This is a genomic window from Sulfitobacter delicatus (genome assembly GCF_900102535.1).
GTDB classification, from domain to species: Bacteria; Pseudomonadota; Alphaproteobacteria; order Rhodobacterales; family Rhodobacteraceae; genus Sulfitobacter; species Sulfitobacter delicatus.
Genome location: NZ_FNBP01000002.1, coordinates 404,086 through 430,884, shown reverse-complemented (window position 1 = coordinate 430,884; position 26,799 = coordinate 404,086). Strand labels below are relative to the sequence as shown.

Sequence of the window (26,799 nt, the reverse complement as noted above, 5' to 3'; positions counted from 1 at the left end):
TGAATGTCCCGCCCGGCCTTGGGCCGGGCAGCGTCATGCCATAGGCATGCCTTCGGCATGACCCGCCCCCCTGGGGCGGCGCTTTTGCGCCACCCCGCGGGTCGGCGCTGCCCTTAGTTAGGTGTCTTGACCGATGCGCTTTCCTGCGACCCAAACATCCTTCACCGCCCGGTCATCGCCCATCATGATCGTCGCGAAGAGGCTCTCCCAAATATCCTTCGCCGCCCCATGCCGCTGCGCAATCGCGGATGTGGAGTCTAGCGACAGTACAGTGATATCCGCCTCCATCCCTTCGGCCAACGAACCCACCTGATCCTGCAAATGCAGGCTGCGCGCCGAGCCTGCGGTGCCGAGCCAGATCAACTGCGCCGCGTGCAAAGGCGTCCCCCGCAACTGGCCGACCTCATAGGCCGCCGCCATGGTCCGCAGCATCGAAAAGGACGACCCGCCGCCGGTATCTGTGGCTAGTGCCAAGGGGATGTTCCGTTTCGCCAGTCCGGTCATGTCGAACAGGCCGGAGCCGATGAATGTATTCGACGTTGGGCAATGCACCAGCGCGCCGCCGACCTCGGCCAGCCGATCGATCTCGCGTGGCTCAAGGTGGATCGCATGGCCGTAAAGGCCACGTTCGCCGAGCAGTCCGTGTGTTTCATAGGTGTCGAGATAATCGCGGGCGTCGGGGTAAAGCTCCCGCACCCATGCGATCTCATCGGTCTGTTCGCTCAGGTGCGTCTGCATCAGGCAAGTCGGATGCTCCGCCCAAAGCGCGCCGAGGGCCGAGAGCTGCTCGGGCGTCGAGGTCGGCGAGAAACGCGGCGTGATTGCATAGCTTGAGCGGCCCTTGCCATGCCAGCGCTCAATCAACGCTTTGCTGTCGTCATAGGCCGATTGCACCGTGTCGCGCAGCCCTTCGGGGGCGTTGCGGTCCATGCAGGTCTTGCCCGCGACGATGCGCTGGCCCCGATCCGCCGCCGCTTGGAACAGCGCGTCGGCGCTATGCGGGTGGATGGTGCAGTAAGAGGCAACCGTGGTGGTGCCGTGGGCCAGCGTGAGGTCGAGATACCGCGCGGCAATCTGCTCGGCATAGGCCGGGTCCGACAGGCGCATCTCTTCGGGGAAGGTGTAGCTGTTGAGCCAATCGATCAGCCGCTTGCCCCAAGACGCGATGATCGCGGTTTGCGGGTAATGCACATGGGCGTCGACAAATCCGGGGCAGATGAGCGCGTCACTGTAGCGCGTGACCTCAGCCTGCGGATGCGCGGCGCGCAGTTTTTCGCCATTGCCGACAGCCGCGATATGGCCATCCTCGATCAGCACGCCGCCCGCGCTGTCGATCTGCACGGCGTCTTCCCATGCGCTTTGCATCGGGTTGCCGGAATAGGTGAGCGTCGCGCCCAAAAGGAGTCGTTGATTTGTCATGCCAGTGGTTTAGGTGACGCCGGGACGGGGAACAATACCGAAGCGTCGCGGGTGGCATTGTGCCAGCCGGGGCGCTTGCATATGGTCGGCCCCAAGATCACACAGGCAGGGAGACGGCTGGATGTCAGAGCAGATTGAGGAGCTGGATCCGGCGGTCGCGCCCGAGGATGAGGCCGAGGCCTATATGCTCGACCGCAAGGCCGTATCCGCGATCCTTGAGACCGTGGAGGCCGGGGATCAGGCGCATCTGACCCAGTTGATGGAACCGCTGCACGCGGCGGATATCGCTGACCTTTTGGAGCAGATTGACGAGGCCGACCGGGCCGCGCTGATCCGGCTTTACGGGCAGGAGTTTGACGGCGAAATCCTGTCGGAACTCGACGAGTCGATCCGCGAGGAAGTCATCTCGATCCTGACGCCGCAGGTGCTGACCCAAGCGGTGCGCGAGCTCGACAGCGACGATGTGGTTGATCTGATTGAGGATTTGGAGGGGGACCAGCAAGAAACCATCCTTGACGCGCTGGAGGAAACCGACCGGGTTGCCGTTGAACAGGCGCTGAACTGGCCGGAGTATTCCGCAGGCCGGATGATGCAGCGCGAGGTCGTCATGGCGCCGGAGCATTGGACGGTGGGCCAAGCCATCGACCACCTGCGCGCCACGGCGGAGGAAGACCTGCCGGACCAGTTTTACCACATCGTCATGGTCGACCCGCGCCTGCATCCGGTGGGCAATGTGACGCTTGGCAAACTCATGCGCTCGCGCCGCGAGACGCGATTGGCGGATATTCTGGAAGAGACCTTTCAGATCATCCCCGCGATGCGTGATGAGGGCGATGTGGCCTATGCGTTTAACCAGTACCACCTGATCTCGGCCCCTGTGGTGGACGAGGAGGGGCGGCTGATTGGTGTGATTACCATCGATGATGCGATGGCAGTGCTGGATGAGGAACACGAAGAAGACATCCTGCGTCTGGCCGGTGTGGGCGAGGGGTCGCTGTCGGACCGTGTGGCCGAGACGACCAAGCAGCGTCTGCCGTGGTTGGCGGTGAACTTGGTCACGGCGATTGCGGCGTCGATGGTGATTTCGCAGTTCGAGGCAGCCATTGCGCAGATCGTGGCACTGGCCGTCTTGATGCCGATCGTGGCGTCGATGGGCGGCAATGCGGGGACGCAGAGCCTGACCGTCGCCGTACGGGCGCTTGCGACCAAGGATTTGACCGGCTCCAACGTCTGGCGGGTGATCCGGCGGGAAGTCTTGGTGGGTTTGGTCAATGGGCTGATCTTTGCGGTGATCATGGGCGTGGTCGGGGTGGTCTGGTTCGGCTCGCCCGCGCTTGGCTATGTGATCGCCACGGCGATGGTGATTAACCTCGTCGTGGCGGGTTTGGCGGGCACGGGAATTCCGATCTTGCTGGAGCGGTTTGGTGTGGACCCGGCGTTAGCCTCGGGGGCCTTTGTGACCACGGTCACGGATGTTGTGGGGTTCTTTGCCTTCCTTGGACTCGCGGCTTGGGTGTTGTTGTGACCGACGGGGCAGCGGCGAAGGCGGCAGCGCGCAAAGCGGCTTTTGCGCGGCGTAAGCCTTTGTTCGAACAAGCGAATGCGGCGCAGGCGGGGTATCTGTCGGAGGTGCTGGCGGGCTACCGCGGCGTGCCGCTCTCGGGGTTTATGCCGATCCGTACCGAGATTGACCCGCGCCCGGCGATGGCCGAAGCCTGTGCCCATGGGCCGGTGGGGGTGCCGGTGATTATGTGGCCGGACCATCCGCTATCCTTTTCGCGCTGGACGCCGGAGACGCCGATGGTGGCGGGGACTTTTGGCGCGATGATCCCGGAGCATAACGACTTTTTTGTGCCGGAGATCGTGATCGTGCCGCTTTTGGCGTTCAACCGCAGGGGCGCGCGGTTGGGGTACGGCGGCGGGTTTTATGACCGGACGCTGGCGATGCTGCGGGCGCGGCGTGCGACGATGGCGATTGGTTTCGCTTTTGCGGGGCAGGAGTGGGACGACATTCCGCTGGAGGAGACGGATGAGCCGTTGGATTTGATCGTGACGGAGGCGGGGGTGATTGAGGTGTCGGGCTGAGGTTTGATTTGCGGGCCGCCGGGGGTTTCACACCCCCGGACCCCCGTGAAGTATTTTTGGCCAAAAAGAGGGGGGCGTAGGGGGGCGGCGAATAGGGCTTGCTGTGGCGAGGCTTGCGGCCTAGTCCATAGCCCATGAAAATTCTATTCCTTGGCGATGTGATGGGCCGGGCCGGACGGCGGGCGATCACGGAAAATCTCACCCGGCTGCGGCGCGAGTGGAAACTCGATTTCATTGTGGTGAATGGCGAGAATGCCACCGGTGGCATGGGGCTGTCTGGCGCGCATGCGAAGACCGTGTTGGACGCGGGCGCGGATTGTCTGACGCTGGGCGACCATGCCTTTGACCAAAAGGACATGCTGAGCTTTATCGAGCAGGAGCCGCGCGTGATCCGGCCGCTGAACTTCTCCAAATCCGCACCGGGCAAGGGCGCGCGGTTGTTTACGGCGCAGAATGGTAAGAAGGTTTTGGTGACCCAAGCGCTTGGGCAGGTGTTTATGAAACGGCCTTTTGATGATCCGTTTTCGGCGCTGGAGCCGGTGTTGAAGACACATCCTTTGGGCGGGATGGCGCAGGCGATTATCGTCGACATGCATTGCGAGGCGACGAGCGAGAAGATGGCGATGGGTCATTGGTGCGACGGGCGGGCGAGCCTTGTCGTCGGCACCCATACCCATGTGCCCACGGCGGACGCGATGGTGCTGCCGGGCGGGACTGCTTATCTCAGCGATGCGGGCATGTGTGGTGATTATCATTCGGTGATCGGCATGGAAAAGACCGAGCCGTTGCGGCGCTTTATCACCGGCATGCCGAAGGAACGCTTTACGCCTGCGAACGGCGAGGCGACGCTGTCGGGCGTGTATATCGAGACCGATGACCGTACGGGGCGCGCCACGCGGATTGTGCCGGTTCGGGAGGGCGGTGCGTTACAGGCGAGCGCTCCCTAAGGTTGACGGCTGGTCGCCGCGCGTGACGCTTGCGCCGCGCGCGGCAATCGGGGTAACTGGACAACGCGCCTTTGCCCGAACAACAGGTTCTTGATGGATTTTTTTAGCTTTTCTCCGATGGAGACGGCGGTGCTGACGCTGGTGGTTGTTGGCATGATGTTCGTGCTGTTTCTGCGCGAATCTTTCCCGACTGAGGTGGTGGCCATTGCCGGTGCAGCCTTGTTGCTGGCGCTTGGTGTGCTGCCCTATGACGACGCATTGGCGGTTCTGTCGAACCCCGCGCCTTGGACCATTGCGGCGATGTTCATCATCATGGGCGCTTTGGTGCGGACCGGGGCTTTGGACGTGCTGACCCGACTGGCCGAGCGTTCGGCCAAGACACATCCCAAGACTGCCGTGGCGGGGGTGATCCTGTCGGTCATGGCGGCCAGTGCGATTATGAACAATACGCCGGTGGTTGTGGTGATGATCCCGGTGGTGGTGCAGCTGACGCGAACGTTGAACACCAAAGCGTCTAAGCTGCTGATCCCGCTGAGTTATGCCGCCATTATGGGGGGCTCTCTGACGCTGATCGGGACATCCACGAACCTCTTGGTCGATGGTGTGGCGCGGGGGCAGGGGCTGGCGCCTTTCGGCATTTTTGAGATCATGCCCGTGGGGCTTGTCGTCTGCGCTTGGGGGCTGATCTATATGCTGCTCTTTGCAGACAAGTTACTGCCGGCGCGCGACAGTATGGCGAATATGCTGTCGGACCGCTCGAAGATGAAGTTCTTCACCGAGGCGGTGATCCCGCCCGAAAGCAACCTCATCGGGCGTGAGGTATTGGACGTGCAGCTGTTCAAACGCGAGGGCGTGCGGTTGATCGACGTGGTGCGTGGCGACGACTCGCTGCGGCGCAATCTCAAGGGGGTTGAACTGCAGATGGGCGACCGCGTCGTGCTGCGAACACAGATGACCGAACTGCTCAGCCTGCAGAACAACAAGGAACTGCGCCGGGTTGATCAGCTGTCGGCGGTGGAGACCACGACCGTCGAGGTGCTGATCACGCCGGGGTGTCGCATGGTGGGGCGTTCGCTTGGCTCAATGCGGCTGCGGCGGCGCTATGGGGTTTATCCGCTGGCGGTGCATCGGCGGAACCAGAACATCGGCCAGCAGCTGGACCAGTTGATCGTCAAAGTGGGGGACACGCTGCTGCTGGAAGGCGCTGCCGAAGACATTCAGCGTTTGGCGAGCGATATGAATCTGGTTGACGTGACCCAGCCTTCCGCGCGCGCCTTTCGCCGGAGCCATGCGCCGATTGCGATCACTGCGCTGGTGGGGATCGTGGTGCTGGCGGCCTTTAATGTCGCGCCGATTTTGGCTTTGGCGGTGATTGCTGTCGCGATTGTGTTGGTGACGGGCTGTATTGATGCGGAAGAGGCGTTTTCGTTTGTCGAAGGACGTTTGCTAGCGCTGATCTTCGCCATGCTGGCCGTGGGGGCCGCGCTGCAAAACTCGGGGGCGATTACGCTGATCGTCGAGAATATCGCACCCGGTTTGGCACAACTTCCGCCCTTCTTTATCATATGGGCGGTGTTTTTGCTGACCACCACGCTGACCGAGATCGTGAGCAACAACGCCGTGGCGGTTATTATGACGCCGATTGCGATAAGCCTCGGCAATGCGCTTGGGATAGACCCGCGGCCCTTGGTGGTGGCGGTGATGATCGCGGCGTCCTGCGCCTTCGCCACGCCGATTGGCTATCAGACCAATACGCTGGTTTACGGGCCGGGGGGGTATAAGTTCACCGACTTCATGCGCATTGGGATTCCGCTGAACCTCAGCATGTCCGTTCTGGTCAGCGCGGTGATCCCGCTGCTGTGGTAGCTTAGGCGCTGCGTTTTTCGGTCTGGGCGACGATCTCTTCAAAGCCGCGCTGTGCGACGAGGAAGTTCGCGGTGAGCGGGGCGGTGAGCTCGGATTGGTCCGAGAAGTAAGCGCCGACCCTGCAAATCTGCGCAGCGAACTCCGGGTGCACGCCCGCGTCGTCATAACGGCGGATGCGGTCTTTGCTGAGCCAGCCGCGTTTCTTGGCTTCCTTGCTGATGAGCTTGAGACGCTGCACTGCGTGGAAGGTCAGGTAAACCGATAGGTAGTCGAGGTAGTCGGGCAGGGGGATTCCGCAGGTCGGATCGAAGGCGTCGATCACCACGTCGACCATGTCTTGCGGCGCGAGGGGCCATGCTTCGTCCCCGATCAGCCAAGCGATGTCTTCGGCCCCGTGGCGGAGGCCGGCGTATTCAAAGTCAAACCAGCGCAGCTTGTCATCACGGCCGATCGCGGCATTGCCCGAGCGGCAGTCCCATTTCACGAATTGCCGCGCCGGGGTGTCGATGCGTGTGTAGGCAGCAATTCGGTCGAACTTGTCTGAAATGCCGCCGCCGAGCCCCTGCAGGAAATCGACCGCATCGACGAAGTTCAGCACCCAATCGCGGTTGTTGCCGAGATGCGGCATGATCTCGTTCAACTCGGTCTGGCGCGCGGCACCGTGGATGCGAAAGATTGCGGACACGGCCTGTGCGGCGAGGTCAAGTTGCGCGGGCGGCGCGACCTCGGCGATCTCGACATTAAGGCGGCGTTTGCCGACGTCGGATTGGAACATGATTTCGCCCACCACGCCCAGACATTCGGGCAGGTCGCTGGAGTGTTTGCCGAGTTCTGTCAGCACATGGGCCTCCAGATGGGTGCGGCGGAAGTTCGGGCGCAGGGTGGCGATGACGGTACGGTCGGCCAGATGCAGGCGGAAGCTGGAGCGGTTCTCGCCCCCCGGGGCCGAAACGCGGGCCACGTCTTGGCCGAAATGCTTGCGCGCGGCGTCAACGATCTGCGCCTGAGCGCTCTTTTCCTTGGGTCGTGCCATCGGGGCCTCCGTTCGTCTTTGCGCCTGTCTAGGGGCGGGGCCTGACAAGGCTACGGCGGGGATAAGGCAAAACAAAGGCAATTTGTTCGGACCTCGGCTAGGGTGATTCGGGCGCTGGCAGAAAGGATTGGCGGCAGCTTTGGGACAATGCTTTGGGCGGATTCGGTACTGTTTCCAACTGCGCCGCAAAATGAGGCGAATTTACCGATAAAACGGAAAGAATTTGGCGAGAATGGGCCGCCCCCTGTAATTTGGGCCACCTGTGGGGGACGCGGGGCCAAAGGGCCGCCGCGGCTGCAAATTGTTAGATGAGGGATTGTCGCGATGGGGTATAGATTTTCGAAAGGCTGGGATGGTCATGGCGGTGGTCGTGGCGGCAAATGGGCGAAATGGGCACGCGATGAGCGCGGTTCGGGCTCTGGCGGGACCAAAGGCTCCGGCTCCGGCGGCACGCGCGGCTCTGGCGGTTGCAAGGCCAGCGGCACGAAATCTTATCACAATGGCGGTGTAGAAGGCTCGACCTTTGCAAAATGGTACGATGAGCATCTCGCCAATAAATTCGACGACAAAGATGACGGTAAGGGTTCCGGCTCTGGCGGGACGAAGGGCTCCGGCTCGGGCGGTACGAAGGGCTTCGGCTCGGGTGGTACGAAGGGCTCCGGTTCTGGCGGTACGAAGAGCTCCGGCTCTGGCGGTACGAAGGGTTCCGGCTCTGGTGGTACCAAGGGTTCCGGCTCAGGCGGCACGAAGGGTTCCGGCTCTGGCGGGACGAAGGGTTCCGGCTCTGGCGGGACGAAGGGTTCCGGTTCTGGCGGCACTAAGGGCCCCGGCTCCGGCGGTACGAAGGGCCCCGGCTCCGGCGGTACGAAGGGTTCCGGCTCTGGCGGTACGAAGGGCTCCGGCTCGGGTGGTACGAAGGGCTCCGGCTCTGGCGGTACTAAGGGCTCCGGCTCGGGTGGTACGAAGGGCTCCGGTTCTGGCGGTACGAAGGGTTCCGGCTCTGGCGGGACGAAGGGTTCCGGCTCTGGCGGGACGAAGGGTTCCGGCTCTGGCGGCACGAAGGGTTCCGGCTCTGGCGGTACCAAGGGTTCCGGTTCTGGCGGTACGAAGGGTTCCGGTTCTGGCGGTACGAAGGGTTCCGGCTCTGGCGGGACGAAGGGTTCCGGCTCTGGCGGCACGAAGGGTTCCGGCTCTGGCGGTACCAAGGGTTCCGGTTCTGGCGGTACGAAGGGTTCCGGCTCTGGCGGGACGAAGGGTTCCGGCTCCGGCGGCACGAAGGGTTCCGGTTCGGGCGGCACGAAGGGTTCCGGCTCGGGTGGCACCAAGGGCTCTGGTTCTGGCGGCACGAAGGGCTCCGGCTCTTGCGGCACCAAAGGCTCGGGCTCCGGTGGGACGCAGGGCGATCCCGGTGGGGATGATAAATCCGTGCTGCAATTCTACATGGGTGAGAATGGCGAGATCACCATCTCTGTCACCGAAACGCCAGAAGGGCAGTTGCACTTCAACCTCGCGCCGTCGGAAGGGACCGATCCGGATGACACACCGGACATCGACGGGATCTTCTTTGACGTGGCCGAGGGCAGTTCGGTCGATATCCTGAACTTCTTTCCCGATCCGAATACGGACGGTCGTGATGTGACGGATATTCAGGCCGCGGATGACGGGGTTACGGGCTTGCCCAATGGCGCTGAGGCCGGTGGCACATTTGATGTCGGACTGCAGTTCGGCAAGGTTCCCGATCAATCTACGGGGGACGTCGAATCTACAGACTTCACCCTGTGGACTTGGCCCGGTGCCCTGTCGTTTGAGGACATTGATCTCGGCGGTATGCGTCTGGTGGTGGACTCGGATGACGGCCCCGGGGAGATCCTCGAAGTTACTGGCAGTGATGACCCGACGTGGGTGGACCCTGACGATGGCGGCGCGCTTGAAAGTTCCTCGGCACTGATGGACGCGCTGAGCCTGACCTCGGTTCCGGAAGAAGAGGACGAAGGCTATGACCCGCCTGAGGAAGACGTCTTTGATATGGTCTGATCCAGACCACTAGAGAACGGAAAGGCGCGTCAGAGATGGCGCGCCTTTTGCTTTGGGCGTGAGGTTGGTGCGAGGCGATTTGAAGGCGGATGTGCCGGGTAAATATTCACGCGGAACTGCCGTAACATTCTACACAAGCAGTCCGCGAATGCGTGTCTGTGGCGGGAGTATCTACTCGTCAGCGCAGCCCGCTAAGGCCGCGATGCAACCCAAGCCAGAATATCAACTGGTAGGATTTCCGCCGATCCCGCAGGTAACCTCATAGAAACCGCAGTTATTCGGCCGAACTGCAGGCGTCGCCCGAACTTCTATCACGCAGCAACGCGATCACGCACATTCGCGCGACTTTACTTGAGTTGTGACAAGCGGCGATCCGGCCTACGATTATGGCACCTGAACTAGGGTTTCCTCCCCTTCTCCAACCGCCTCCTGCCCGCTCCCACCTTCCACTTTGCGAGGGGGCGTCTGAACTGGATGAACCCGACTTACCTTGAAAGGAAATGTCGTGAAAATCCTAATTGCAGCTACTGCCGTCACGCTCTTTGCCACTGCCACCTATGCGGGGCAGTCGACGCGCTATGATGATCTGATGCTCGACACCTCGGCAGGTGCGACTGTCGTTTACTCAGAGGGTGCGCAAATTCATCGGCCAGATCACCGTCCTGCCGACCTTTGGCTGGACACTTTTGGTCATGGGAACCACCCCGAGCCAGTCCTCTCTACGCGGAACGTGCTCAGCGCGACGCCGGGTTTCCCGTTCGGGGGCTATGGCGCGGGAAACGACAGCCGGTAAGTTCGTATCTGACCGCCTTATAGATGGCTATCGGCCCGGGCAAAGCGCCCGGGCTTTCCGCATTTTAGACCTGCTGCTTCAGCAAAGTCACAGCGGCCAGAACACCAGTATCGCCGGGATCGAGACCGCCACTACGATGATCTCCAGCGGCAGCCCCATGCGCCAATAGTCGCCAAAGGAATAGCCGCCGGGGCCGAGGATCAGCGTGTTGTTCTTGTGTCCGATGGGCGTGAGAAAGGCTGAGGACGCCGCGACGGCTACGGCCATGAGGAAGGGGTCGGGCGAGACGTTCAGTGTCTGCGCCATCTGGATGCCCACCGGGGCTGCGACGATGGTGGTGGCGGTGTTGTTAAGCACGTCAGACAGCGACATGGTTACCACCATCAGCACGGTGAGCACGACCCATGCGGGCAGACCCTCGGTCAGCCCCACCAGCGCGCCTGCGATCAGCTCGGTGCCGCCCGAGGTTTCCAGCGCGGCGCCCAGCGGGATCATTGAGCCCAAGAGCACGATGACCGGCCATTCGATATGGGTGTAGAGTTCCGACAGCGGCACGATCTTGGCCAGGACATAGCCGACCACCACCAAGCCGAGCGCGATAGGCAGGTAGATCAGGCCGAAGGAGGCCGCGGCAACGGCGCATGCGAACATGCCGATGGCGAGCCATGTTTTGCTGTCTTGGGTCACAGCAAGGCCGCGATCTGCTAAGGGCAGCACGCCGAGCCAGTCAGTGACATGGGCCACAGTGTCGCGCGGCACGAGAAGCAGCAGGATGTCGCCCGGTTTTAACTCGGTCGTACGCAGTTGCGAGGTGATCTTGCGTCCCTGTCGCGACAGACCCAGCAGAACCGTGCGTTGCCGCCATGACAGGCCCACGCCCTGCGCCGTGCGCCCCTTCAGGCGGGAGGCGTCGGTTACCACCACTTCGACAATTTCGACCCCGTCGCCGTCTGCCATCAGCAGCTCTTCGCGGTCGCTGTCGGTGAGGGCGAGGTTCAGCGTGCTGCGGAACTCGTCGAGTGCGTCGGGCGTGGCTTCGAGCACCAGTGCGTCGCCGGCGCGCAGGGTCACGTTGCGCGCGGTGCCGTAGCGGCGCTTGCCGTCGCGCATCAGGCCGAGGATCGCCACATCGGCTTTGTTCGCCTCCTCCTGCAATTCGGCGAGCCGCTTGCCGATCTGCTTGTTGTCTTCGGGCACAGTGAGTTCGGCGATATACTGAGCGATGTCCTCGGGCTCGATCATTGCGTCTTCGCGGGCGGGGATCAGGCGCCAGCCGATCAGGGCCACAAAGACCAGCCCGGCGATGGCCGCGAGCCCGCCGACGGGGGCGAAGTCGAACATCTTGAACGGTGCGCCGAGCGATTCCTGCCGGATCGAGGCGATGATGATATTGGGCGGCGTGCCGATCAGCGTGGCCATGCCGCCGAGGATGGTCGCAAAGCTGAGCGGCATCAGGCTCAACCCCGGCGCGCGTCCTGCCTTGCGGGCGGTCTGGATGTCGACCGGCATCAGAAGCGCCAGTGCCGCGACGTTGTTCATAAAGGCCGAGAGCACACCGCCCACGGCCCCCATGATCGAGATGTGCGCGCCGAGCGAGCGCGATGAATCCACCAGCGTGCGGGTGATCAACATCACCGCGCCCGAGCGCACCAGCCCGGCGGAAACCACCAGCACCAGCGCCACGATCAATGTCGCCGGATGGCCAAAGCCGTCAAAGGCGTTTTCGGTCGGCACCACACCCAGCACCACCCCGGCCATGAGCGCCGCGAAAGCCACAATGTCATAGCGGAGCCGCCCCCAGAGCAGCAGGCCAAAGACCGCGCCAAAGAGGGTGAAGAGGATGATTTGATCTGCTGTCATGAGATAGGTCTAGCGTGATTGCCCTAATGGGGGGGAGGGAAACTGTGGCGGCGACGCGGGGGGCTTTCCGCCCCCCGGACCCCCCGGAAAGTATTTTTGGCCAAAAAGAGCAGGGCAGGGCGGCGGTGGCGCATGGCTTGTTCCAGCGGTGATGCTGGCATATAGAGTGGCGCAAACGCATTGCCAGAACGAGGTATTCATGGCCGGTCACTCCAAATGGGCAAACATCCAGCATCGCAAGGGCCGTCAGGACAAGCTGCGCGCCAAGGTGTTTTCCAAACTTTCCAAAGAAATCACCATCGCGGCCAAGATGGGCGACCCTGACCCGGAAAAGAACCCGCGTCTGCGGCTGGCAGTAAAAGAGGCCAAGGGCCAGTCCATGCCCAAGGACAACATCGAACGCGCGATCAAGAAGGCCGTGGGCGGTGAGGGCGAAGATTACGAAGAAATCCGTTACGAGGGCTATGGCCCGAACGGCGTGGCGGTGATCGTTGAGGCGATGACCGACAACCGCAACCGGACGGCTTCGACCGTGCGCTCGACCTTTACCAAGAACGGCGGCAATCTGGGCGAGACGGGCTCGGTTGGCTTTATGTTCGAGCGCAAGGGTGAAGTGATTTACCCCGCCTCCGTTGGTGATGCGGACACGGTGATGATGGCGGCGATTGAGGCCGGGGCCGAGGATGTCGAAAGCTCTGAGGACGGCCACGTGATCTATTGCGCTGATACGGACCTGAACGATGTGTCCACCGCGCTTGAGGCGGAGTTGGGCGAGTCGGAGTCGACCAAGCTGATCTGGCGTCCGACCACGACGACAGAGATGGACCTTGAGGCCATGGAAAAGCTGATGAAGCTGGTTGATGCGCTTGAGGAAGACGATGATGTGCAGCGCGTCACCACGAACTTCGAGGCCTCTGACGAGGTCATGGCGCAGCTTTAACGCGCCTCTTGAACCAGCGCCCCGCGCGCTGCGGCCTTGATGGCGGCGGTGAGCGGGGCCAGCGCGGGTGCCATGATCCGTGCGACCTGCCAATAGAGCGGCACATCCAGGGGCAGCGCCTCGTCGAGCGAGACGAGGCGGCCTTCCTCCATATCCTTTTGCACCAGCGGGGCGGGGTTCATGCCCCAACCCAAACCTTCTTGCGCGGCGGCGACGAAGCCGTTGCTTGAGGGCAGGTGGTGGCTGGGCGGGGTCAGCCGTTTCCCGGTTTTCTGATGCAGCCAGCGGACCTGTAGCTGGTCCTTGCGGTCAAAGGTCAGCATGGGGGCGGCGGCCAGTGTGGCGGGGTTGACGCCTTGGGCGAACCATTTTTCGCAGAAGGCCGGGCAAGCGGTCGCGTGGTAGCGCATCGCACCCAGCGGCGTCACATCGCAGCCGGGGGCTGCGCGTGACTGGCCGGTGACCGCCGCGCTGACCTCGCCCCGGCGCAGCCAATCGGCGGAGGTGTCTTGGTCGTCGATCACCAGATCGAAGAGCATGTCGGGCACTTGGGCCAGCGCCGGAATCAGCCAAGTCGCCAGCACATCCGCGGGCACGGCGAGCCGCAGCCGGGGTGGGACGCTGCCCGTGTCTTGGCCCAAGGCCTGTGCTTCGAGCAGGGCGACATCTTCGGCATGTTTGGCCAGCCGCTGGCCGAGCGGCGTAGGGGTGCAGGGCTGGCCGCGCAGGACCAATGTGGCGCCAACCCGGTCTTCCAGCGCTTTGAGCCGTTGGGAAATGGCCGAAGGGGTTACCCCAAGCGCCGCTGCCGCTGCGTCGAAACTGCCGAGCCGAAGGATATGGGCGAGGGCGGTCAACTGGGCGCTGTCGAGCTGCATAAGTTTTTCTAATCCACACCAAAACTATTGAATTTGAGTAATCTTGGCGCCCCCGCTAAGCAAAGGCAACACAAGACAGGATTGCCCGATGCTCACCTCCTTTCTCCCCGGCTTTGCCCTGAGCCTCACGCTCATCATGGCGATCGGCGCGCAAAACGCCTTCGTCCTGCGTCAAGGGCTGCGGCGCGAGCATGTGCTGCCGGTCTGCCTTGTCTGCGCGGTCTCTGACGCAATCCTGATCACGGCGGGGGTGGCGGGCTTTGGCGCGCTGGCCGAAGCCGCGCCATGGTTTGGGCCGCTGATGCGCTATGGCGGGGCGGCGTTTTTGCTGTGGTACGGCTGGCGCAACGCGGTCTCGGCCTGGCGCGGCGGCGAAGCGCTGGAGGCAGAGGGGCAGGCGACTCGCAGCTTGGGCAAGGCGATCCTGACCCTACTGGCGCTGACTTGGCTGAACCCGCATGTCTATCTCGATACGCTGGTGCTGCTGGGCTCGATCTCGGCTCAATATCCCGACCGGCTGAGCTTTGGCATCGGCGCAGCGCTAGCCAGTTTCGTTTTCTTCTTCGCGCTCGGCTATGGCGCACGGCTACTCGCGCCGCTCTTTGCCAAGCCGCGCAGTTGGCAGGTGCTGGACGGCGTGATTGCGCTGACCATGTGGGCCATCGCGGTGAAATTACTTGTGATGTAAAGAAATATGCCGCGCCCATCTTGCCCTTGGCAGCGCTTTGGGAAAGGGTCGCGGCATGACACAAAGCCCCGCCACCACACCCGACATCCCCGTTCCCGCCAACCGCCCGCTTGTCGGGGTCTTTTGGATGCTGGTGACGGGGGCGTGCTTCATCGGCGTCACCGCGCTGGTCAAATACATGGGGCCGCGCCTGCCCTCGGCCGAGGCGGCATTCCTGCGCTATGCTATGGGGCTGGTCTTTGTCCTGCCGATCCTGCGCTCGCTGCTGGCAACCCCGGTGAGCAAGCGGCAATGGGGCCTGTTCGGGATGCGGGGGTTTTTTCACGCGGGCGGCGTGATCTTGTGGTTCTACGCCATGACCCGTCTGCCAATTGCCGAGGTGACGGCGATGAACTACCTTGCGCCGATCTATGTCACGGTAGGGGCGGCGATTTTCCTTGGCGAAAAGCTCGCCGCACGGCGGATCGTGGCGGTCTGTCTGGGGCTGGCGGGGGCGGCGATCATCCTGCGGCCCGGTTTTCGCGAAGTCTCGACCGGGCATCTGGCGATGCTGCTGGCGGCGGTGGTCTTTGCCGGGTCTTACCTCTTGGCCAAAGTCCTCGCGGATGAAGCGCGCCCGGTGATGATCGTCACCATGCTGTCGATCTTCGTCACCATTGGGCTCGCGCCTTTTGCCTTTGCTGTCTGGATCACGCCGACACCGCAGGAACTGCTAATCCTCGCCGGCGTCGCCTTCTTTGCCACGGCGGGGCATTTCACGATGACCTTGGCCTTTGCCGCTGCTCCGGTGACGGTGACGCAGCCGGTGACTTTCCTGCAATTGGTCTGGGCCACGATCCTTGGCGTGGTGGTTTTTGCCGAGCCGGTGGACATCTGGGTGGTGCTCGGCGGCGCGGTGATTTTGGGTTCGGTCACCTTTATCACATGGCGCGAAGCGATGCTGAAACGGGAGGTGACACCTCCGGCACACGCGACAAAGTTCTGATAGGCGCGGCGGCCTCCGGTACTTGATTGACGCGTCAATAAAAAATCCCCTATCCTGTGGCGGTCACGCGTCAAAGGATCCGAATCCAATGCCCAAAGTCGGAATGGAACCCATTCGCCGCTCTGCGCTGGTCAAAGCCACCATCGCCGAGATCGGTGCCGCACAGTCGCTGGATGTGACCGTGAGCCAGATCGCCAAGCGGGCGGGCATGTCGAGCGCGCTGGCGCATCACTATTTCGGCGGCAAGAACCAGATCTTCCTCGCCGCAATGCGCCATATCCTGTCGGAATATGCCGCGGGGGTGCGCCAGCGTCTGGCCACAGCGCGCACGCCGCATGACCGGGCGGCGGCGATCATCGTGGCAAGCTTTGACGACACCGGCTTTCACCCCGGCACGGTCAGCGCATGGATGACGCTCTATGCGGGCGCACGGACCAACCCCGAAACGCGGCGGCTGCTGACGGTCTATCAACGGCGGCTGCGCTCGAACCTCACCTATGCGCTGCGCCCGATCAGCCCCCAGCCCGAAGGCGACGCCGACACTTTGGCCGCGCTGATCGACGGGCTCTATCTGCGCGCCGCCCTCTCGGACAACGTCAGCGCCGCCGAGGCCATGACCCGGGCGCTCTACACACTCGACCTGCTGCTGAAAGCAGGCCGCTAAACACGGCCATTAAGCGCGAGGCTGGCTGCCAGTGTTCGCTCTTTTTGGCCCCAAATACTTTCGCCGAAGGCAAGAAGGTTATTGCAATGCCCTATGATCCCCAACCCAACGCCAGCCACTTCATCGATGGCGCTTACGTCGAAGACACAGCCGGCACGCCGATCCCGGTGATCTACCCCGCCACGGGCGAGACCATCGCCACGGTCTACGCCGCGACGCCCGCAATTGTTGAGCAAGCCATCACCTCGGCCCGCAAAGCACAGGCCGCATGGGCGGCGATGAGCGGCACCGAGCGGGGCCGCGTGCTGCGCCGGGCCGCCGATATGATCCGCGATCGTAACCACGATCTGTCGGTGCTCGAGACCTATGATACTGGCAAGCCGTATCAGGAAACCTCCGTGGCCGATGCCACCAGCGGGGCCGATGCGCTGGAGTATTTCGGCGGGCTGGCGGGCAGCCTGACGGGGGAGCACATACAATTGGGCGAAGACTGGGTCTACACCCGCCGCGAGGCGCTTGGCCTTTGCGTGGGCATCGGGGCGTGGAACTACCCGACGCAGATCGCCTGCTGGAAGGCCGCGCCCGCGTTGGCTTGCGGCAATGCGATGATCTTTAAGCCGTCTGAAACCACGCCGCTTTGTGCTTTGAAGGTGGCGGAGATTTTGGTCGAGGCCGGGCTGCCTGCGGGCCTGTTCAACGTGGTGCAGGGCATGGGTGAAGTGGGCCAGTCGCTAGTGACTGATCCGCGTGTTGATAAGGTCTCGCTCACCGGGTCGGTGCCGACGGGCCGCAAGGTCTATGCCGCGGCGGCGGAGGGTATCAAGCATGTGACGATGGAACTGGGCGGCAAGTCCCCCATGATCGTCTTTGAAGATGCCGACATCGAGAACGCGATTAGCGGCGCGATCTTGGGCAATTTTTACAGCTCCGGTCAGATCTGTTCCAACGGCACGCGGGTCTTCGTGCACCGCGACATCAAGGAAGCATTTCTCGCACGCCTCGCCGAACGGCTAGGCGACGCGGTGGTCGGCGACCCGATGGACCCCGACACCAGCTTTGGCCCGATGGTCAGCGAACGCCAGATGCAGATCGCGCTGGACTATGTCGCAAAGGGCGAGGCCGAAGGCGCGCGTCTGGTCTATGGCGGCCAGCGGATTGAGCGCGACGGTTTTTACATGCAGCCCACGGTCTTTGCCGATGTCAAAGACGGCATGGTGATCGCCCGCGAAGAGATTTTTGGCCCTGTCATGGCGGTCTTGGATTTCGAGGATGAGGCAGAGGTCATGGCCCGCGCCAATGCCACCGAGTATGGCCTCGCAGCGGGCGTCTTTACCAATGACCTCAGCCGCGCACACCGAGTGGCAGCCGCGTTTGAGGCGGGCACTTGCTACATCAACACCTATAACGACGCGCCGGTCGAAGCGCCCTTTGGCGGGATGAAGAACTCCGGCGTCGGGCGCGAGAATTCCAAGGCGGCGATCAACCACTACAGCCAGTTAAAGTCGGTCTATGTACGCATGGGCGATGTCGAAGCGCCGTTCTGAACGACGAAAGTGAGGGAGCAGCGCGCGTCAGCCTTGCCGGGCGCTGCCCCACACCCGTGCGGACCCACGGAAGGGGAAACGAATGGAAGCTGAATTTGTCATCGTCGGCGCGGGCTCTGCGGGTTGCGCCATGGCCTACCGTCTGGCCGAGGCGGGCCGCAAGGTTACGATCATCGAACATGGCGGCAGCGACGCGGGGCCGTTCATTCAGATGCCGGCGGCGCTCAGCTATCCGATGAACATGCCGCGCTATGACTGGGGCTATAAATCCGAGCCGGAGCCGCATTTGAACGGGCGCGAATTGGTCTGCCCGCGTGGCAAGGTCATCGGCGGCTCGTCCTCGATTAACGGCATGGTCTATGTGCGCGGCCACGCCAAGGATTTCGACCATTGGGAAGAGAGCGGCGCGCAGGGCTGGGGCTATGCCGACGTGCTGCCCTATTACAAGCGCATGGAGACTTGGCACGAGGGCGGCCACGGCGGCGATCAGGCCTGGCGTGGCAAGGACGGGCCTTTGCATGTGAGCCGGGGGCCGCGTGCCAATCCGCTGTTTGATGCCTTTGTGCAGGCGGGCGCGCAGGCGGGCTATCAGGTGACCGAGGATTATAACGGCGAGAAACAAGAGGGCTTTGGCCCGATGGAGCAGACCGTCTGGAACGGGCGGCGCTGGTCGGCGGCGAATGCCTATCTGCGGCCTGCGCAGAAGACTGGGAATGTGACGCTGATCCGCGCTTTGGCGCAGCGGGTGGTGATTGAGGACGGGCGCGCCGTGGGCGTGGAGGTCAAGCGCGGCGCGGCGACAGAAATCATCCGCGCGCAGCGCGAAGTGGTGTTGGCCGCGTCCTCGATCAACTCGCCGAAACTGCTGATGCTCTCGGGCATCGGTTCGGCGGCGCATCTGGCGGAACATGGCATCGAGGTGGTCGCTGACCGTCCCGGCGTGGGGCAGAACCTGCAGGACCATCTGGAGCTCTATATCCAGATGGCGTCGAGCCAGCCAATCACGCTTTACAAGCATTGGAACCTGCTGTCGAAAGCGGTGATCGGGGCGCAGTGGCTCTTTACCAAGACCGGCATGGGCGCCTCGAACCAGTTTGAATCCGCGGCCTTCATCCGCTCGAAGCCCGGCGTCGAATACCCTGATATTCAATACCATTTCCTGCCCATCGCCGTGCGCTATGACGGGCAGGCAGCCGCCGAGGGGCATGGGTTTCAGGCCCATACCGGCCCGATGCGCTCCAAATCGCGCGGCGACATTACGCTGCGCTCGGCAGACCCGGCAGAGGCGCCGCGCATCCGCTTTAATTACATGTCGCACCCCGATGATTGGGAGGAGTTCCGCACCTGTATCCGCCTCACGCGCGAGATTTTCGGCCAAGAGGCGTTCAAACCTTTCGTGAAGCACGAAATCCAGCCCGGCGCGGCGCTGCAATCGGATGCCGAGCTTGACAGTTTCATCGCCGAACATGCCGAGAGCGCCTACCATCCTTGCGGCACCTGCCGCATGGGGGCGGCGGATGATCCGGGCGCGGTGGTTGACCCACAGGCGCAGGTGATTGGCGTTGAGGGGCTGCGCGTCGCCGATAGTTCGATCTTCCCGCGCATCACCAATGGCAACCTCAATGCGCCGTCGATCATGGTGGGGGAGAAGGTCTCGGACCTGCTTTTGGGCCGCGATCCGCTGCCGCGGGCGAATGAGGAGCCTTGGCTGCATCCGAACTGGCAGGTGGCGCAGCGCTGAGCGTTAACCTCTCTTAACATCTCGCCTTGCAGGGCGCCGAGCAGGGCGTCATACCTGCCCCATGTTAAGAATTTGTTCACTCTTTGCCCTCACGCTGACGCTGTCTTTCGGGGCCGCTTCGGCGCAGGGGATTAGCGGCGCTGTGCGCGTCATTGATGGCGATACGTTTGACGTGGGCGATACGCGTGTGCGCCTGCACGGGATTGACGCTTTGGAAGCGGCGCAGACTTGCGAGACCGAAGGCGGGCAGCCTTGGGCCTGCGGGGATTGGACGACTCGTCAGGTGCGAGACCGCTATCAGGGCGCACAGGCGCGTTGCGAAGCGCTGGACCGCGACCGCTATGACCGTGTTGTTGCGCGCTGCTTTGTCGGTGGCGCTGATGTGGGGCGTATGTTGGTGCAAGAAGGGCTGGCTTTTGCCTATCGCAAATATGCGATGGATTATGATCTGGACGAAAAAGCCGCCTTTGTCGCGGAACGCGGGATACATGGGTTCAAGACAATCTCCCCCGCCCGCTACCGGGTGACCCGCCGCAGCGGAGCCGAGCCCGCGCGCGCCGAGGGAAGCTGCCAGATCAAAGGCAATATCAGCGCCAAGGGCACGAAGATCTATCATCTGCCGGGGCAGGACTTCTATAGCCGGACCCGCATCAACACCGGTAAAGGCGAGCGCTGGTTCTGTTCGGAAGCCGAAGCGCGTGGCGCAGGCTGGCGGCGCGCGCGGCGCTGATTATTCGACGCGGTAGGGCAGCACGTCGCGCAGATGCGGATCGACGACGAGCTGCCGTTCCAAGGGTGGGACGGAACGTTGGTGGCAATCGCGCCGCTCGCAAATGCGGCAGGAAATGCCAATCGGTTCAAAGGCATCGCTGCGGGTGACATCCATTCCATCGGCATAGACCAGCGCGGGCGCATGGCGCACTTCGCAGCCAAGGGCGATGGCATAGCGCCGCACCGGGGCGCCGAAGCGGCCCGCCGGTTTCGAGATGTCCCGCGCCAGACTGATGTAACGCACGCCGTCCGGCGTCTCGGCCAGTTGGCGTAGAAAGCGGCCCGGCGTCTCAAAGGCGCGGTGAACATTCCACAGCGGGCAAGCACCGCCAAATCGCGCAAATTGCAGGCGCGTGGCGGAGTGACGTTTGGTGATCGTACCCGCCTGATCGACACGGACAAAGAAGAAGGGGATGCCCTTGGCGCCGGGCCGTTGCAGGGTCGATAGCCGATGCGCCACTTGCTCGATTGAGGCGCCAAAATGGGTCGCGAGCACCTCGAGATCATGGCGGCAGGCGCGGGCTTTTTCCAGAAAGCGTTCATAAGGCAGCAGGGCCGCCCCGGCGAAATAGTTGGCCAGGCCGATTTTGGCGATGTCGCGGGCGGCGGGGCTGTGAAAGCGAGCCAGATCGAGCGTCGCTTCAATCAGCGCGTCTTGGCGCGACAAGGCGACTTGCAGCAGCAGTTGAAAGGTCTGCGTCTCGGGCGCTGCGCGGGCGGAGATACGCAGTACTTTACGGGCAGGGTCGAAGTCGCGCAGCCGGTCGACGTCGTCGAACTCCACCGTGACCCCAACGTTCGCGAGGGCCGTTACCGCAGCGACGCGGGTGTTGCCGGGGCTGCCGTCGCGGGTGGCGAAGTGCTCGGCGGCGCGGTCGACGGCGTCGATGTAATTGTCGCAATAGTGGAAGAAGTCGCGGACCTCTTCCCAAGGCGAGGGCATGGCGCGGGCGTCCTCGCGGCCCAAGGCTTCATCCAGCGAGGCGAGGCGTTCATGCACCTGTCGGTAGCTTTGATGCAGAGACAGGAAGGCATGGGCCAGCCCCGGCGCGTTTGAGGCGGTTAGGCGGATGTCGGCCATGGGGGGCATGCTGCCTGCAAAGATCGGATCGGCTAGCGCCTCGCGCAGATCGCTGACCAGACGCTCGCCGTCGCCGCTGGAAAGCTCGGTGACGTCCAGGCCAAACTCGGAGGCCAGCGCCAGCACGACGGCGGTGCTGACGGGCCGGTTATTGTTTTCCATCTGGTTGAGGTAGGGAAGGGACACGCCGAGCCGCGCGGCGAAGTCCTTTTGCGTCAGACCCGCGCGGGTGCGCGTTTCCCGCAGCTTTACGCCAGCATAGAGTTTTTGAATGGCCATCACGTGCCTTTGCAGTTTTGCAATTTGCGACAGGGTAGCTTTGCAAACTGCTGCTCGCAAGGTGGCGTGGGTTGGTTAACGCGGGGTTAAAGCCCCAGCACCTTTTCGCGGTGGATCACCAGCCAGATCGAGGCGACAGAGGCCAGAGCCGTCAGCAGCATCAACCAAAGCAATGGGTAGGCGCCGGTCTCTGGCGTCAACAACGCCCCAGCCAGCGCGCTCAGCGCCGCGCCCCCGACGATCATGATCGCCCCGCCAAGGCCGGAGGCCGTGCCGGCAAGATGCGGCCGGACCGACAGCATCCCGGCAGTGGCGTTGGGAATGCAGAGCCCGTTGCCGAGACCGACCAGCGTCATCAGGCCGAAGAAGCTCAGCGGCGAGCCGTAACCGGCGAGAAAAATGAGCAAAGACACAGAGCCGCCCACGGCGTTGGAGATGCAGCCCCAAAGCACCAGAGTGTTCACGCCGTAGCGGGTTGCGGTGCGAGCGGTGATGAAATTACCGACGAAATAGCCGATCGCGGGCGCGCCGAAATAGAGGCCGAGCACCGCAGGCTCCATGCCAAAGACCACGGTGCCCACAAAGGGCGCGCCGCCGAGATAGGCGAAAAAGGCGCCCGAGCAAAAGCCCGTGGCCAGCGCATAGCCCCAGAAGCGCGGTGAGCGCAGCAGTTCGGGATATTCGCCGAATTGCTGGCGTAGCGTCTTGCCCGTTGCGCGGGCCGTTTCGCCCAGATCGGCCCAGGTGACCCAAAACACCAGCGCGCCAAGAATGAGCATCGCCCAGAAGGAAGCCTGCCAGCCAAAGGCTTGCTCAAGCAGGCCGCCTGCAGCCGGGCTGATCATCGGCACCAGCGCCATGCCCATGGTGACATAGCCGATCATCGAAGCGGACTGGTCCTGCGTGTAGAGATCGCGGATCACGGCGCGGCTGAGGACCATGCCGGTGGCAATCACTGCCTGCGCCATGCGGAACACGAGGAAGACCGCGATGTTTGGGGCGAGCAAGCAGCCCAATGTGGCGGCGAGAAACAGGCCCAGACCCCAGAGCATCACGCGACGGCGGCCAAGATTGTCGGATATGGGCCCGATGAAGATCTGCATCACGCCGCTGAAGAACAGATAGAGTGGCACCGAAAGCTGGATGACCGCATAATCCGTGCCAAAGTACTCGGCCATCTGCGGCAGGCTTGGCAGGAAGATGTTCATCACCATGGCTGATAGACCTGCGAGCAGGATCAGTGTGGAGATGTGGGGCGGAGTGGTCCGGTCAAGATAGCGGACAAGGGGCAGGTCGCTCATGCAAATGCAAGTAATGCGACCGCCGGGCATTGTCCATGTTAACTACCACGCTTTGCAAGTTTGCGATTTGCTTCGAAGCCGCTGTAATAGTTTTGCAAATTTGCGATATTGCTCTTTGGTTGGCCGCTGGCCTTCGATAGGATGGCGCAAATCACAGCAGGGGTGCGTCATGAAAGACATTCTCGAACAACTAGAGCAGCGCCGCGCAGATGCGCGTTTGGGCGGCGGTCAGGCGCGGATCGACGCGCAGCATGGTCGCGGCAAGCTTACGGCGCGGGAGCGGGTCGATCTCTTGCTCGACGAAGGCTCTTTCGAAGAGTTCGACATGTTCGTGACCCATCGATGCACCGACTTTGGGATGGAAGATCAAAAGCCAGCCGGCGACGGTGTGGTGACAGGTTGGGGCACAATCAACGGTCGCCTCGTCTATGTGTTCAGCCAGGATTTCACCGTCTTTGGTGGTTCGCTGTCGGAGACCCATGCCCAGAAGATTTGTAAGATCATGGATATGGCGGTGCAGAACGGTGCGCCGGTTATTGGCATCAACGACTCCGGCGGCGCGCGCATCCAGGAGGGTGTGGCCAGCCTTGCAGGCTATGCCGAGGTCTTCCAGCGCAACATCGAAGCGTCCGGCGTGATCCCGCAGATCAGCGTCATCATGGGCCCCTGTGCGGGCGGGGCGGTCTATTCGCCCGCGATGACCGACTTCATCTTCATGGTGAAAGACAGCTCTTACATGTTCGTCACCGGCCCCGACGTGGTGAAAACCGTCACCAACGAAGTCGTCACCGCTGAGGAACTGGGCGGCGCCACCACCCATACGCGCAAATCCTCTGTCGCCGACGCGGCCTTTGAGAATGATGTCGAAGCGCTGGCCGAGGTCCGCCGCCTCGTTGATCTGCTGCCCGCCAACAACCGCGATAAACCGCCCGTCCGCCCGTTCTTTGACGACCCTGAGCGGATTGAGCCCTCGCTCGACACGCTGGTGCCTGCGAACGCCAACACGCCATACGACATGAAGGAATTGATCCTGAAGCTCGGCGATGAAGGTGATTTCTACGAGATTCAGGCCGAGTTCGCCAAGAACATCATCACGGGCTTCATCCGCATGGAAGGCCGCACCGTCGGTGTCGTCGCCAACCAGCCGATGGTGCTGGCGGGCTGTCTCGACATTGACAGTTCGCGCAAAGCCGCACGCTTCGTGCGTTTCTGTGATGCTTTCGAGATCCCGATCCTGACATTGGTCGACGTGCCCGGCTTCCTGCCCGGCACCGGTCAGGAATTCGGCGGCGTTATCAAGCACGGCGCGAAGCTGCTCTTTGCTTACGGCGAAGCTACCGTGCCGATGGTCACCGTCATCACCCGCAAAGCCTATGGCGGCGCCTATGACGTGATGGCTTCCAAACATCTGCGTTCTGACTTTAACTACGCCTGGCCCACCGCCGAAGTGGCGGTGATGGGTGCCAAGGGCGCGACCGAGATCATCCATCGCAAAGACCTGAACGACCCCGAGAAAATCGCCCAGCACACCAAGGATTACGAAGACCGTTTCGCCAATCCCTTCGTTGCTGCCGAACGGGGCTTTATCGACGAGGTCATTCAGCCGCGTACCACCCGCAAGCGGGTCGCCCGCGCCTTTGCTTCGCTGCGCAACAAAAAGGTGCAGACTCCCTGGAAGAAGCACGACAACATCCCCTTGTGAGCGCCCCCATGGTCCTTCATCCTTTTTCAAATACCGATCCCACCGGGGCCGCTCGCGGAACCGCTGGCGGGCTGGGTGGTTTTTCCTGCAAAGGAGGATCAACCCATGCCCAATTCATCGATCAAGGACGAAGAGACCTACAAATCCCTGCGCGAGGACGGGGCGAGCAAGGAGAAAGCCGCCCGGATCGCCAATGCGCAGGCCAACGACAGCCAGCACCCCAGCAAGAAGGGGGGCAAGCAGCCGCCCTACGAGGACTGGAGCAAGGACGACCTCTACGAGCGGGCACAGGAGCTCGATATCGAGGGGCGGTCGGATATGGACAAGGACGCGCTGATCGAGGCGCTGCGCAATCACTAGCGCGGGGTCTCATGGCGGGTGTGCTGGCTTTTGGGCTCGCTGCACCTGCCTTTGCCTTTGACGTGCCCTCGGGCCAGCAGATCGACTTGCAGGAAGTGTTGGTCGAAGAGTTGGGCGGGGAGACCTGGCTGCGCTTTCGCTTCATCGCGCCGCAGATTGCTGAGGGGCCGGAGGCGATTGGCTATGATCTCGCCGCGCCGGATATGGAGCATCTCTGCGCATCGGTCGCACTCCCCTATATGGCCGAACATGCGCTTGCCGGGCAGGTGATCATCGTCTCGCTTGCCGATCGCGCAGTCGATTTTGGCGCGGCAGACCCTGACGCGACCCAATATTTTGAAGCCTTTCGTGCCCAGGACGATAGCTGCATCTGGGAGGGTTTGTGATGCGGCCACAATATCTTGCGGATTTCCGCCGATACCCCTTTTTGAATGAGGCTTTGGAGTCACAGGCAAGTCGTTTGCGCTTGCAGCCATATCCATTGCCATGTGAATCGCATAAGATGCGGTCAAGGAATACCGACGTATCCCTTACCTCAGTACCGGGGCCCCTGCGGCATATCGCCGTGGCGGGTTTCATAAACACAAACAGGAGATTTACATGTCCAAGAGCATCAAGATGCTGGCAGCGTTCGGTTTCGTCGCTTCCGTTGCAGCCTGCACAAGCGGTCAGACCGAAGAAGAATACGTTGTTGTCGAGCCCGCACCGATTTCGGTCGAGCCCGTATACACCGGCAAGTACAAGTAATGCCGTTGCAGGACAGGCGTCCGCGCCTGTCCTGATCTCCACCCTATCTGTCACCCCTGCAATCGGAAGGGGTGTCTGATGCCCGCCTATATGCTAAAACATCGCGGGTTTCCGGGTCGACTGCCCGGTACCGATTTCCAATTCACCATCCGCCGCCCGAACCCCAAAGGGGTCACGCCAATCACCCGGCGCGAGCGTAGGCCGGACCGTCGCCCGCCAGACCGGCGCGCCGATCTGGCTTTTGTCAAAGCGCTTTACGAGCATTTTGGCGACCAACCCTTCGAGCGCGGCAATCTGGACGCGGGGCGTCTGTCATGGCTCTTCGGCCGTGAGGTGCTTCCTGCAACCGATCCGTTCGATCCAGCCGATTATGAAGCGCTTTTGGTACTGGATGTGCAAGCCGCGCGCGCGGCCTTCCCAGAAGCCTTTGGGGATTAATCGGCATGATGTTGCCGCGCCTTTCTCCAGATCAGCATAGGCTTGCCGATGTGCAGGCGATGCCGCCGTCGCACTTGGCGCGCGCGCAGGACTGTCACATGGTTCTGGGGACTGGTGGGACACGATTTGTCCAAGGTTCTGCTAGGCTTGAAGACCATACCCCTTCCCCTGCCGGGCAGCGGACCAGTGCGCTGGCATCGTTGTCCGGCTTTTTCGATCTGTGGTCCTTCGGGCACAAGACGGTGGACAAGAACGCAGCCCCGGAACCCGACGCCTGTCGGTCGGTTGGCCAAAGAACAATAAGCAGTGAAGGAACAGGCAGATGTCGATCCGTACAATCATTCTCGCGCTTGGCGCGACAGCCGGGCTTGCCGCTTGCGGCAACACAATCCCCGAGCAATCGCTTGCCGGTGCCGCCGTTGGCGCAGGCGCCGCAGCGATCACCAGCGGGTCGCTCCTGCAGGGCGCAGCTATTGGTGCGGCAGGCAATGTCGCCTATTGCCAACTCAACCCCGGCAAATGTCGCGGCTACTGAGCCGCGCTCTGATCATTCAATTCTGACGGCTCCGCTGGCCCCTCGCGCCCGTGGCGCCGTTTTTCCCTCTCTCAATACAGGCACCGCGCAGCCCCGGCTGACGCGGCT

25 protein-coding genes are annotated in these 26,799 nt (G+C 62.6%); 19 read left to right on the top strand and 6 right to left on the bottom strand.

The window, feature by feature from the left end; all coding sequences use genetic code 11:
- Positions 1-117: 117 nt before the first annotated feature.
- Entirely contained in the window at positions 118-1,419 is a 1,302-nt protein-coding gene (gene guaD / locus BLS57_RS05315) for a guanine deaminase (protein WP_093739897.1), read from the bottom strand.
- 121 nt (positions 1,420-1,540) lie between these two features.
- Between guaD and mgtE the strand changes: the two genes are divergently transcribed.
- The 4 genes from mgtE (at position 1,541) to BLS57_RS05295 (ending at position 6,317) form a co-directional block, all read left to right on the top strand.
- Positions 1,541-2,944, top strand: a complete 1,404-nt coding sequence (gene mgtE / locus BLS57_RS05310; RefSeq protein WP_093739895.1) for a magnesium transporter — start codon at positions 1,541-1,543, stop codon at positions 2,942-2,944.
- Positions 2,941-3,504, top strand: a complete 564-nt coding sequence (locus tag BLS57_RS05305; protein ID WP_093739893.1) for a 5-formyltetrahydrofolate cyclo-ligase — start codon at positions 2,941-2,943, stop codon at positions 3,502-3,504. Before mgtE ends, BLS57_RS05305 begins: the two co-directional genes overlap by 4 nt.
- 134 nt (positions 3,505-3,638) lie before the next feature.
- Positions 3,639-4,451: a TIGR00282 family metallophosphoesterase gene (locus BLS57_RS05300; RefSeq protein ID WP_093739891.1), complete on the top strand. Its 813-nt coding sequence runs from the start codon at positions 3,639-3,641 to the stop codon at positions 4,449-4,451.
- A 93-nt stretch (positions 4,452-4,544) separates the two neighbouring features.
- A complete protein-coding gene (locus BLS57_RS05295) occupies positions 4,545-6,317 on the top strand; it encodes an SLC13 family permease (protein WP_093739889.1) in 1,773 nt (590 codons plus the stop codon).
- Between the two features lies 1 nt (position 6,318).
- Here the strand turns inward: BLS57_RS05295 and BLS57_RS05290 are convergent, their stop codons facing one another.
- Positions 6,319-7,350, bottom strand: a complete 1,032-nt coding sequence (locus BLS57_RS05290; protein WP_093739887.1) for a hypothetical protein — start codon at positions 7,348-7,350, stop codon at positions 6,319-6,321.
- A 324-nt stretch (positions 7,351-7,674) separates the two neighbouring features.
- Between BLS57_RS05290 and BLS57_RS19715 the strand changes: the two genes are divergently transcribed.
- Both BLS57_RS19715 and BLS57_RS05280 read left to right on the top strand, forming a co-directional pair.
- Complete coding sequence (locus BLS57_RS19715; RefSeq protein ID WP_093739885.1) at positions 7,675-9,384, top strand: hypothetical protein; 1,710 nt, start codon at positions 7,675-7,677, stop codon at positions 9,382-9,384.
- 505 nt (positions 9,385-9,889) lie between these two features.
- Positions 9,890-10,177, top strand: a complete 288-nt coding sequence (locus BLS57_RS05280) for a hypothetical protein (RefSeq protein WP_093739883.1) — start codon at positions 9,890-9,892, stop codon at positions 10,175-10,177.
- Between the two features lie 87 nt (positions 10,178-10,264).
- Here BLS57_RS05280 and BLS57_RS05275 read toward each other — a convergent pair whose 3' ends face one another.
- Positions 10,265-12,037, bottom strand: coding sequence for an SLC13 family permease (locus BLS57_RS05275; RefSeq protein WP_093739881.1), 1,773 nt, complete (start codon positions 12,035-12,037; stop codon positions 10,265-10,267).
- Between the two features lie 199 nt (positions 12,038-12,236).
- Here BLS57_RS05275 and BLS57_RS05270 point away from each other — a divergent pair, with 199 nt between their 5' ends.
- A complete protein-coding gene (locus tag BLS57_RS05270; protein ID WP_093739879.1) occupies positions 12,237-12,977 on the top strand; it encodes a YebC/PmpR family DNA-binding transcriptional regulator in 741 nt (246 codons plus the stop codon).
- On the opposite strand, the gene BLS57_RS05265 is transcribed toward BLS57_RS05270, so the two are convergent.
- Positions 12,974-13,855, bottom strand: a complete 882-nt coding sequence (locus BLS57_RS05265; protein WP_093739877.1) for a LysR family transcriptional regulator ArgP — start codon at positions 13,853-13,855, stop codon at positions 12,974-12,976. The two genes, BLS57_RS05270 and BLS57_RS05265, sit on opposite strands and share 4 nt — an antisense overlap.
- 88 nt (positions 13,856-13,943) lie before the next feature.
- Here BLS57_RS05265 and BLS57_RS05260 point away from each other — a divergent pair, with 88 nt between their 5' ends.
- The 6 genes from BLS57_RS05260 to BLS57_RS05235 all read left to right on the top strand — a co-directional run bounded on the left by BLS57_RS05260 (position 13,944) and on the right by BLS57_RS05235 (position 20,207).
- Positions 13,944-14,543: a LysE/ArgO family amino acid transporter gene (locus BLS57_RS05260; RefSeq protein ID WP_093739875.1), complete on the top strand. Its 600-nt coding sequence runs from the start codon at positions 13,944-13,946 to the stop codon at positions 14,541-14,543.
- 55 nt (positions 14,544-14,598) lie between these two features.
- Positions 14,599-15,528: a DMT family transporter gene (locus BLS57_RS05255; protein WP_093739873.1), complete on the top strand. Its 930-nt coding sequence runs from the start codon at positions 14,599-14,601 to the stop codon at positions 15,526-15,528.
- Between the two features lie 88 nt (positions 15,529-15,616).
- A complete protein-coding gene (gene betI / locus BLS57_RS05250; protein WP_093739871.1) occupies positions 15,617-16,192 on the top strand; it encodes a choline-binding transcriptional repressor BetI in 576 nt (191 codons plus the stop codon).
- Positions 16,193-16,278: 86 nt separating this feature from the next.
- The gene (gene betB / locus BLS57_RS05245; protein WP_093739869.1) at positions 16,279-17,736 is read left to right on the top strand and encodes a betaine-aldehyde dehydrogenase; all 1,458 of its coding nucleotides are present in this window, start codon (positions 16,279-16,281) and stop codon (positions 17,734-17,736) included.
- 82 nt (positions 17,737-17,818) lie between these two features.
- Positions 17,819-19,477, top strand: a complete 1,659-nt coding sequence (betA, locus tag BLS57_RS05240; protein ID WP_093739867.1) for a choline dehydrogenase — start codon at positions 17,819-17,821, stop codon at positions 19,475-19,477.
- 61 nt (positions 19,478-19,538) lie between these two features.
- The gene (locus tag BLS57_RS05235) at positions 19,539-20,207 is read left to right on the top strand and encodes a thermonuclease family protein (protein ID WP_093739865.1); all 669 of its coding nucleotides are present in this window, start codon (positions 19,539-19,541) and stop codon (positions 20,205-20,207) included.
- Here BLS57_RS05235 and BLS57_RS05230 read toward each other — a convergent pair whose 3' ends face one another.
- On the bottom strand, positions 20,208-21,608 hold the full coding sequence (locus BLS57_RS05230) for a helix-turn-helix domain-containing protein (RefSeq protein WP_093739863.1): 1,401 nt from the start codon (positions 21,606-21,608) through the stop codon (positions 20,208-20,210). It abuts the gene before it with no gap.
- 86 nt (positions 21,609-21,694) lie between these two features.
- The gene (locus BLS57_RS05225) at positions 21,695-22,909 is read right to left on the bottom strand and encodes a multidrug effflux MFS transporter (RefSeq protein ID WP_093739861.1); all 1,215 of its coding nucleotides are present in this window, start codon (positions 22,907-22,909) and stop codon (positions 21,695-21,697) included.
- 169 nt (positions 22,910-23,078) lie between these two features.
- Between BLS57_RS05225 and BLS57_RS05220 the strand changes: the two genes are divergently transcribed.
- The 6 genes from BLS57_RS05220 to BLS57_RS05200 all read left to right on the top strand — a co-directional run bounded on the left by BLS57_RS05220 (position 23,079) and on the right by BLS57_RS05200 (position 26,691).
- Positions 23,079-24,611 carry an acyl-CoA carboxylase subunit beta gene (locus BLS57_RS05220; RefSeq protein WP_093739859.1) on the top strand — a complete coding sequence of 511 codons (1,533 nt, stop codon included), beginning with the start codon at positions 23,079-23,081 and terminating at the stop codon, positions 24,609-24,611.
- Positions 24,612-24,716: 105 nt separating this feature from the next.
- On the top strand, positions 24,717-24,971 hold the full coding sequence (locus BLS57_RS05215; protein WP_093739857.1) for a DUF7218 family protein: 255 nt from the start codon (positions 24,717-24,719) through the stop codon (positions 24,969-24,971).
- Positions 24,972-24,982: 11 nt separating this feature from the next.
- On the top strand, positions 24,983-25,357 hold the full coding sequence (locus BLS57_RS05210) for a DUF6497 family protein (RefSeq protein ID WP_093739855.1): 375 nt from the start codon (positions 24,983-24,985) through the stop codon (positions 25,355-25,357).
- Between the two features lie 214 nt (positions 25,358-25,571).
- Positions 25,572-25,718 (top strand): hypothetical protein, encoded by a 147-nt coding sequence (locus BLS57_RS19710; protein WP_167356371.1) that lies wholly within the window; start codon positions 25,572-25,574, stop codon positions 25,716-25,718.
- A 90-nt stretch (positions 25,719-25,808) separates the two neighbouring features.
- On the top strand, positions 25,809-26,156 hold the full coding sequence (locus BLS57_RS05205; RefSeq protein WP_093740352.1) for a hypothetical protein: 348 nt from the start codon (positions 25,809-25,811) through the stop codon (positions 26,154-26,156).
- Positions 26,157-26,478: 322 nt separating this feature from the next.
- On the top strand, positions 26,479-26,691 hold the full coding sequence (locus tag BLS57_RS05200; RefSeq protein ID WP_093739853.1) for a hypothetical protein: 213 nt from the start codon (positions 26,479-26,481) through the stop codon (positions 26,689-26,691).
- The last annotated feature ends 108 nt before the right edge of the window (positions 26,692-26,799 follow it).